At 38.0% G+C, this 7,761-nt stretch carries 5 protein-coding genes; 3 read left to right on the top strand and 2 right to left on the bottom strand.

Annotation, left to right across the window (positions count from 1 at the left end):
- Nucleotides 1-473: 473 nt before the first annotated feature.
- Both JIG37_RS00055 and JIG37_RS00050 read left to right on the top strand, forming a co-directional pair.
- Nucleotides 474-2,516, top strand: a complete 2,043-nt coding sequence (locus tag JIG37_RS00055; protein ID WP_199528341.1) for a hypothetical protein — start codon at nt 474-476, stop codon at nt 2,514-2,516.
- A gap of 15 nt (nt 2,517-2,531) precedes the next feature.
- Nucleotides 2,532-2,687: a hypothetical protein gene (locus JIG37_RS00050; protein WP_199528340.1), complete on the top strand. Its 156-nt coding sequence runs from the start codon at nt 2,532-2,534 to the stop codon at nt 2,685-2,687.
- 352 nt (nt 2,688-3,039) lie between these two features.
- Here JIG37_RS00050 and JIG37_RS00045 read toward each other — a convergent pair whose 3' ends face one another.
- Together JIG37_RS00045 and JIG37_RS00040 are read right to left on the bottom strand one after the other, a co-directional pair.
- Nucleotides 3,040-4,140, bottom strand: coding sequence for a Shedu anti-phage system protein SduA domain-containing protein (locus JIG37_RS00045; protein WP_199528339.1), 1,101 nt, complete (start codon nt 4,138-4,140; stop codon nt 3,040-3,042).
- Nucleotides 4,141-4,345: 205 nt separating this feature from the next.
- Nucleotides 4,346-5,209 (bottom strand): hypothetical protein, encoded by an 864-nt coding sequence (locus tag JIG37_RS00040; protein ID WP_199528338.1) that lies wholly within the window; start codon nt 5,207-5,209, stop codon nt 4,346-4,348.
- A 1,011-nt stretch (nt 5,210-6,220) separates the two neighbouring features.
- Between JIG37_RS00040 and hemN the strand changes: the two genes are divergently transcribed.
- Complete coding sequence (hemN, locus tag JIG37_RS00035; protein ID WP_199528337.1) at nt 6,221-7,594, top strand: oxygen-independent coproporphyrinogen III oxidase; 1,374 nt, start codon at nt 6,221-6,223, stop codon at nt 7,592-7,594.
- Nucleotides 7,595-7,761 lie beyond the last annotated feature (167 nt).

Raw genomic sequence — 7,761 nt, 5'->3', positions numbered from 1 at the left:
CCAGAATAATCGTGACCAATTAGGTGAAAGGTTGATTTACCTAAATCAATACCTATGACTTTTGCAACTGACATGATGGTTTCCTCCTGTAATAGCCAACACTATGAGTTTAGCTAATGGGTGGGGCGTACCATCTAATTAGCGGCTTAGAGTTGGTGCTCTAAGCCATGCAGTTTGGATAAGTTTGGTTAGGGCAAAATCTGGCTAGCTACAGTCCATAAATTCGGTGGCTATTCAACGCTAGTGATTAGTCCATGTCGAATGAAGTCCTGTTTCGAGCTGCTGTTAGTGTATAAGTCTGCCATAATATCTTCTAAATCATGCCATTAAACTAAATGTGAATCTCTAGCTTGTATCAGTGAAATACCAAAATATGCATATCATGACTGAGAGTCTGTTTACGTAACTATCTGATATGACACAGGCTAATCCACTGGTATCATATGCATCATAAAAAATAAGGAATTGATCCAATGGCTGATGAAGTAAAAGACCTGTTTGTTGAAAAAATATTCAAGAACAAAATTAAACCGCCAACTAGAAATGACTTTAAGTTGGACAAGTGGAATCAAGAGTGGGCAAAAGTAGAAGCAGATGCATCAGAGCGAGACAAAAGAGTTTATAAAGCCGGTGTCATTATTGACAGCGTCTTAAGTGAAGTTCGTTCAACATTAGATGACTTATATCTAAAGGCTCCGAAAACATCTTATGAACGATTAATGCTGTCATATGTTGCTTATGCTAACAGAACAATTGCTGTTGCACTCAAATTGGCAAAACAGCAGAACATAACTAACACTCAATCAGTTCTATTAGACGCAAATATCACGGGTAACAAGCATGAGTTAGCAGAGTTAGCACATGGTGCTGTAGATGGTGCTCAACTTGCGATACGAAACTGTCTATATAATATTTCTAAAAGAAATAAATTAGAGGTTTCTGAAGCACCCCTAGATGAAATCAGTTTTGTGATGCAAGAATCTTGGTTATCCCAGTTGTACTGGACTTATACACACTTATGGCAATGTGTTATTTGGTCAGATTTTGATTTAGTCGAGATGGACAAAGAGCAGAAGTTCTTCTCAATTAAACAACCATCCTCGGCATATGAGCTTGCGTTTTTAAATAGCGCTAATCGAAAAGCTAGATTATCTGGTCATAGCACATTGATGGCTATGCAAGGCGTTAACAAAGCTAAGTTTCTTGACGATAAGTTCCCCGTGATTAGAAGACAGAATAAAAAACGGATAGCGTTAGTAATGTCCATTAAAGATGGTGGAGACGATCTCATTACGTGGAATACTCAATGGAGAATTAGAGAGTTTGATCTGCAATCTCACTATCCAGAAAAGTGGTTAACTGATGATTATGGAAAAGGCTTTTCTATATCCGAAGCACTTGAAGTAATGCGATCATTAATGCTTATGGCAAATGATGCTCAGCGTAAGTTTCCAGATGATGATAGTGCTTTCAACATAAACAAGTTGTGTCAGTTCTGTCCAACAGTGCAAGCGTTTTCTTTGAAGCGTGCGCTGACTGTCTCTACGGGTGTAGATGCACTAAAAGTTGAAAAGATCGTAGATTTCCTAACAATAAAACCATCACCAACTAGCGACCTATGGTGCCAACCATTAGTTAAAACTAGCAAAGGTAAGTACGCATTAATGACAAGCGCATTAGGTGCTCCATCAGTGTTTAGGCTTGTTGAGAGGTGGGCTGATGAGTTTGGCATTGATCTTCGTGAAAAAGGTTACACCTATGAAGAAACAATCATAGAAGAACTTAATGATGCTCTTGATAGTAATGAGTTTATCGACGACTACGACAAAGGGTTGTCGAGACGAATAAAACTAGGTGCGGGCAAAGAAGAAGAGTTTGATTTGTTGGCAAGAATTGACGACCTGATCATAGTAGGCGAGGCTAAGTCTATTGTTACAACAGATTCAGAAATTTCGAAGTATCGTACTTCAGAAATTTTGCAGCATGCTGGTGAACAAGTGATTAGGAAAACAGCGTTCTTACAAGACAACATTGAAGAGATTTTTGAACGTTTAGATTGGACTTACGATAAGAACAAAGACTACAAATTTGCTCAGTGCATATTAAACAGTAGTAGCATTTTTGTAGGTCATCAGTTTGCAAATGTGCCAGTTGTCGATGAGTGTATTTTAAGAGCTTATTTCTTATCTAATAAGGTAAAACTAATGACAGTCTCGTCTGGAGTTGGTTTAAAAACAATAGCATGGTATAAGTTGTACGATAACTTAGATGATCTGAAAGCCAATCTGTCAAAATACTTGTCGAGTCCGCCCCAGCTCAATGATCCTAAAGATGCCTACGAGTATAACGATGTTGGATTTCCATACATAACGGAGGATTCATATAAATTAGCAAAGAGTTATCTGATACTTAAAGAATCGAATCCAATGTCCGTGATGGAGCGAGATCATAATTTTCCAGTAATTAAGTCGGATGATTATGAAGCTGAAATTGCTAAGATCAAAGTAGTGATGTAATTCGAGGTTTAATTTATGGAAAGTTTTGCAGACATAAACATTAACAACCAAGAGCTTTTATGTTGGAAAACTCTTACGACTAAAATAGTGGGACCGGGGCGAGTCTTGTCTTTTGCCTATCCATTAGAGCATGTATGGCAAAACAATCAAAGAGAAAAAGGACAGGCATAAAATAATCTAACATATTTTTAATCCCTGACTCTAGGCTAAGCTTTGTTATCAAGTAGTGAGAGCTAAGGGGTCAAGCCGCTTGCTTCACAATATGGGAAAAGCGTAGATCTGCTATTCGCTCTTTCTTGACTTGAAGATATTGCCAATATTTTAAAAGCAAGGGGTGACCCCTCGCCTACAAATCAAGGAACAGCTTTTCGCTCGATTGAGACCTTAACTCAAACGCACTTTGGGGCAATAAGAACACTGCCTGCGTTACATCAACAATCGGTTTCTCTCGATATTTTAATCGCGTCTTCAATCTCTATTCCCAAATATCTCAGCGGAAAATTTGACCGACAACAGCGCCTTATTAAGTACGATCACCTTTTAATCTCAGGAGCATATCACTCCCTCTTTCCAAAAGATCTTCATAGGTTAAGACCTTAATTTTACCGCTGAAGAATATATTTCTTCTACGTAACCTCTCTTTATCTAACTCAGACAAGCTATCCCGTCTGCCAATAACGACAAAACCTGACGGTGAATAAAGACCATTTAACGAAGTTCTTGCGTATGGGTTGTTTTTATCAATCCAGTCTAGCCAATCCAATATCTGTTGCTCTGCATGCACGAGATGACTAGTTGGATTACCAGCCTTTGTATATAACTTGAGATTTGATGATTCAAGTTCCACCACATCACATGAACCATCATATTTCTCGAGCGCATAATCTGTTTCGTACTCTCCACCTAAGCGGTGCTTGGGTATAACTCGCTTATATTCAAACCCGAATAATATGGGGTTTCTGGATAAATGTTCCTGTATAGAGTTTTCATTTCGTTTTTCAGACTCTAACAGTACTGTGAACTCATCAATTGCCAACTGTAAACTCAGTAGCAATCGATCTGCGCTTTCTAGATTCGAGAGTTCTTCCTTGATGGTTTGTCTAATAATAGAAATATCAGATGGGGAGTAATGTTTTTCAGGGTCTATACTAGATAATAGCTTTTTTGCACTTTCGAACTCATCAGATTGTCGAGACGTAAGACGATATCTCTCACCTTGAAGTTTGAAGCCACCCTCAATCATCTTGCGGTGTAATATAGCTAGCTCATCCTCGCAATCGGGAGTGTTTGGATAAACTGGGACTTCAGATATCGCAGCTATGGCTAAAGTACTTAGAATATCTTCCTCATAATCTTCTTCTAGAATTTGATCAAGAAGATGACAAACTTCCATCTCTCCACGATCTACATTGAATGAAAAGCATATAATGTGAATAGTTCGTTTACCGCCTTCATTAGAATAAATTAGCTCTTTTGCAATATTTATTAGATCAAAGTTGTTCATTTTGGGACTATCATCATCCTCAACCTGTTGAGAATGAATAGCATTTGCAAGTCCTTTATTTTCTCCTGTGAGAATCGTGAGCCTACGCTGTCCGTCTTTCCATTTATCTAATCTACTCACCGATACTCCCTGAGTACTTAACATTTTAGTATTTATGCGACACGCAGTCTGTGTTGCATAATCGCTTGTTGGACTGAGCCGCTATTTTGTCGCTACATCTAAATTCATGCAACTCTGTCAGATTTAATCGGTGCCACATAAATCAAACCTGACAAAACGGTAATTAAAAATAAAAAACCTAATTATAAATAATTATTTAAGCTTCTTAGCTAAAATGCAGATGTAGTTTATGTCTGACTGCGCTTGTTACATCTGAAAGTTCTATTTTTGATTTATTATCAAAATGAGCATCCTCTATAATAGTTATGAAATTACCACTCAGACTATCGATAAAATCACTGATTAAGTTCGTATCAACCACAAAGTGAAAATTATCACACATAAAGTAATCACTTAATGCATCTGTAATAATTTCTCTTATTAAAAAAAGATCATCACTTGTAGTTATATGAAATTGTAAATACGCTGATATTTTTTTGATAAATTCATAATTGTTAATACGAAACTCTTCTAAAACACGCTTGTTTGAAATCTCATTTTGCTTTGTAATTGTAGAGTAAAATATCTCATCACTTTGCCGAGAAGCTTGTCCTGAAATGTGAAGTGCAATATTCACAAAAGTTTTTGCGCATTCATAATTTGAAAACCTCACACTATCTATTTCCCTGTAGCCAGCAACATTTTTTTGGATAAAACCAACTGTGCCTTGACCGTTACTTATCAATGAAAGATTTCGGTTTTCTTTCAGCACTGAAACTAGTTTAAAACAGTTCTTGTCAACTTGTTCGAGGAAAGGTTTTATTGTAGCAGCAATAAGATTTGATGCTGATGAAAAGCTTAACTTTCTATTCTTATGGCGAAACTTTTCACATAATTTTTCTGCATTTAACTCAAAGTATTTCACTTTATTTTCGAGAGATGCATGAAGAGATGAGTAATTTTTATTTGCCAAGAACTGCGACCATAGATCAAAGCTTTTACATTTTGACTTTATTCCGATACCAATACTTTTGGTATTTTCATAAAAAGACTCAGCGGTTAATTTGAGTAACTCTGTAGTAAAAATCATAATTTTTTCTCAGCATCAGACATAGGAGGTCGTTTAAGCAGCTAATGCATTAAAAAATGATTTGGACTTAGTAATATTGAGATATTTGATGATGGTCGACCACAACCAAGTCAGTTAAATACTGCCTTCGAATGCTAGTTATATTAGCACTGTCCCAAAAGCATAGTAAAAAATAGGAATAAAGAAATCAAGAGAGATATTAGAGGTAATTGAATCTTTAATATTAAAGATGAAATGGTGGCCCCTCCCAGACTTGAACTGGGGACCTAACGATTCTGGTTACCCACTACTTTCGTAATGGCCTGGACTATATCATCACCCTAGATAACTTTATCTGTGGGGTGTCGGACGCTAATGATGTATTACACAGCAAGTTCGTGCTGAACCATCTAGTCTCTGAACCTTCTCCAAACGCTTTTGGAGCTTGGCTGCTGATTAGCATGTTTAAATAAACGAAGCCTTCCAGCAATTCATCCGATTTTCCATATGCCATTACTGACATAGGTCACAATTTCTTATGAGTCGTGTGCTCTAACCAACTGAGCTAAGGGGCCAAATTTTCATTTTAAGTATGCACTTAAAAATAAGTGGAAATACTAACGGAATTACCGTTTAACTTCAAGGCATTGCACCTTTTCTTTGCCCTTATAAGTACACACCAAATTCTTATACCACATAAGAACTGGGGACCTAACGATTATGAGTCGTGTGCTCTAACCAACTGAGCTAAGGGGCCATTGTATTAGCGAAAGCTAAATTTTTTTGATGCGTTTAACAGGTTTAACTGACTAAAGCGGGATGCAGTATAAAAAGTTTTTGTAACCTTGTCACTAGCAAAACCCTTTATTTTAACAATCAATAAATCAACTGCTCAAATAGTAAACTCTTTGTTTTTACAACGACCTTAAAGCATTGCCGATTCGTTTCTATTCTCCGACATTGTTCTAGATCAAATAGCTAACTTGCTAAACTCGTTAAAATAGCCGCTCAATCAATTGCGGAGTGCTGACTGTGATAAATTTACCAAGCTGGGATCAATCTCTGATCAACAAGTACAATATTTCTGGGCCTCGATATACATCTTACCCAACGGCATTGTCTTTAGCTGATGGTTATAAGCAACAAGATATGATTAACGCGATTGCAGCGTCGAAAAGCCGTTCTTTATCGCTGTATATCCATATCCCTTTTTGCAGTCAGCTTTGTTATTACTGTGGTTGTAATAAGGTGATCACTCGTCATCAATCTAAAGCCGATTTATACCTAGATAACTTAGCGCTTGAAATTGCTGAGCAAGCAACACTTTTTGCCGATTATAACGTTGAGCAACTGCATTTAGGGGGTGGTACGCCAACGTTCTTATCGGCAGAGCAAATGAGCCGTTTAATGGCATTGGTTGAGCAGCATTTTAATTTTGCTGATGATGCCGAGCGCGGTATTGAGATTGACCCTCGTTCTTTAGCTGATGGCATGCTAGTTCACCTACGTAAACTTGGCTTCAATCGTGTCTCGTTTGGTATTCAGGATTTCAATGATGATGTGCAGCTGGCAGTTAATCGCCCACAAAGCGTGCAATCTGTAAAAGGTTTAATAAGTGAGGCTCGTGAACTTGGCTTTAAGTCTATTAATGCAGATATGATTTACGGTTTGCCACTGCAAACACCAGAGAGTTTTAAAGAGACGATTGCGCAGCTGATAGAGTTAAACCCTGATCGCGTGTCGGTATTTAACTATGCCCACTTACCAGATAGATTCGCTGCTCAGCGTAAAATTAAAGACGCTGACTTACCATCTGCTGGCGACAAGCTCACTATGTTCAAAAATACCCTTGAGCAGATGTTAGCGGCGGGTTATCAGTTTATTGGTATGGACCACTTTGCCCGTAAAGACAATGAACTAGCAATTGCACAAAACGCAGGTCAATTACACCGTAATTTCCAAGGTTACACAACGCATGGCCAATGTGACTTATTAGGTTTGGGTGTGTCATCTATTTCGCAAATAGGCAATGCCATTTTACAAAACGAAAAAGAGTTAAAGCACTATTACAGAGCCGTGCAAGAAGGCTATGGCAGTGCAATCTGTAAAGGTGTTGCTTTAACTGATGACGATACGTTACGTGCCGCAGTGATCAAACAATTGATCTGCCAGTTTGAGCTGGATATTCCAGCAATCGAAAAACAGTTTAATATTAACTTTGCCAGCTACTTCTGCGAGGCACTACAGGCACTCGACCCATTACTAGCTGATGGCTTGGTGTCTGTTAGCCAAGATAAGATCACAGTAACAGCTCGCGGTAATTTATTTATTCGTATTATTTGTATGTGCTTTGATGCGCACCTACAACAACAAATCAAGCAAACTCGTTTCTCACGAGTTATCTAGCCCAACAAAAAGCAGAGCCTGGGCTCTAATGCCTGTCAGTTAAGAGCTGACAGGCATTTTTTGGGGCTTTCGTTCAGGGTATCGACTGGGTCTCTTTTTCACACATCTTGGATAATGTCTTTCTCTTCGCTCTGGCAGTACAAAGGTTTCAGCCATTGCAATAAGTT

Origin of the sequence: Pseudoalteromonas sp. bablab_jr010 (assembly GCF_016464105.1) — a bacterium.
Taxonomy (GTDB): domain Bacteria; phylum Pseudomonadota; class Gammaproteobacteria; order Enterobacterales; family Alteromonadaceae; genus Pseudoalteromonas; species Pseudoalteromonas simplex.
Note: the sequence above shows the minus strand (reverse complement) of the source record. Positions and strands in the feature narration are given on the sequence as shown.

Coding starts and splice junctions, on each gene's coding strand:
- JIG37_RS00055 (WP_199528341.1), top strand. CDS start 474: ATGGCTGATGAAGTAAAAGACCTGTTTGTTGAAAAAATATTCAAGAAC.
- JIG37_RS00050 (WP_199528340.1), top strand. CDS start 2,532: ATGGAAAGTTTTGCAGACATAAACATTAACAACCAAGAGCTTTTATGT.
- JIG37_RS00040 (WP_199528338.1), bottom strand. CDS start 5,209: ATGATTTTTACTACAGAGTTACTCAAATTAACCGCTGAGTCTTTTTAT.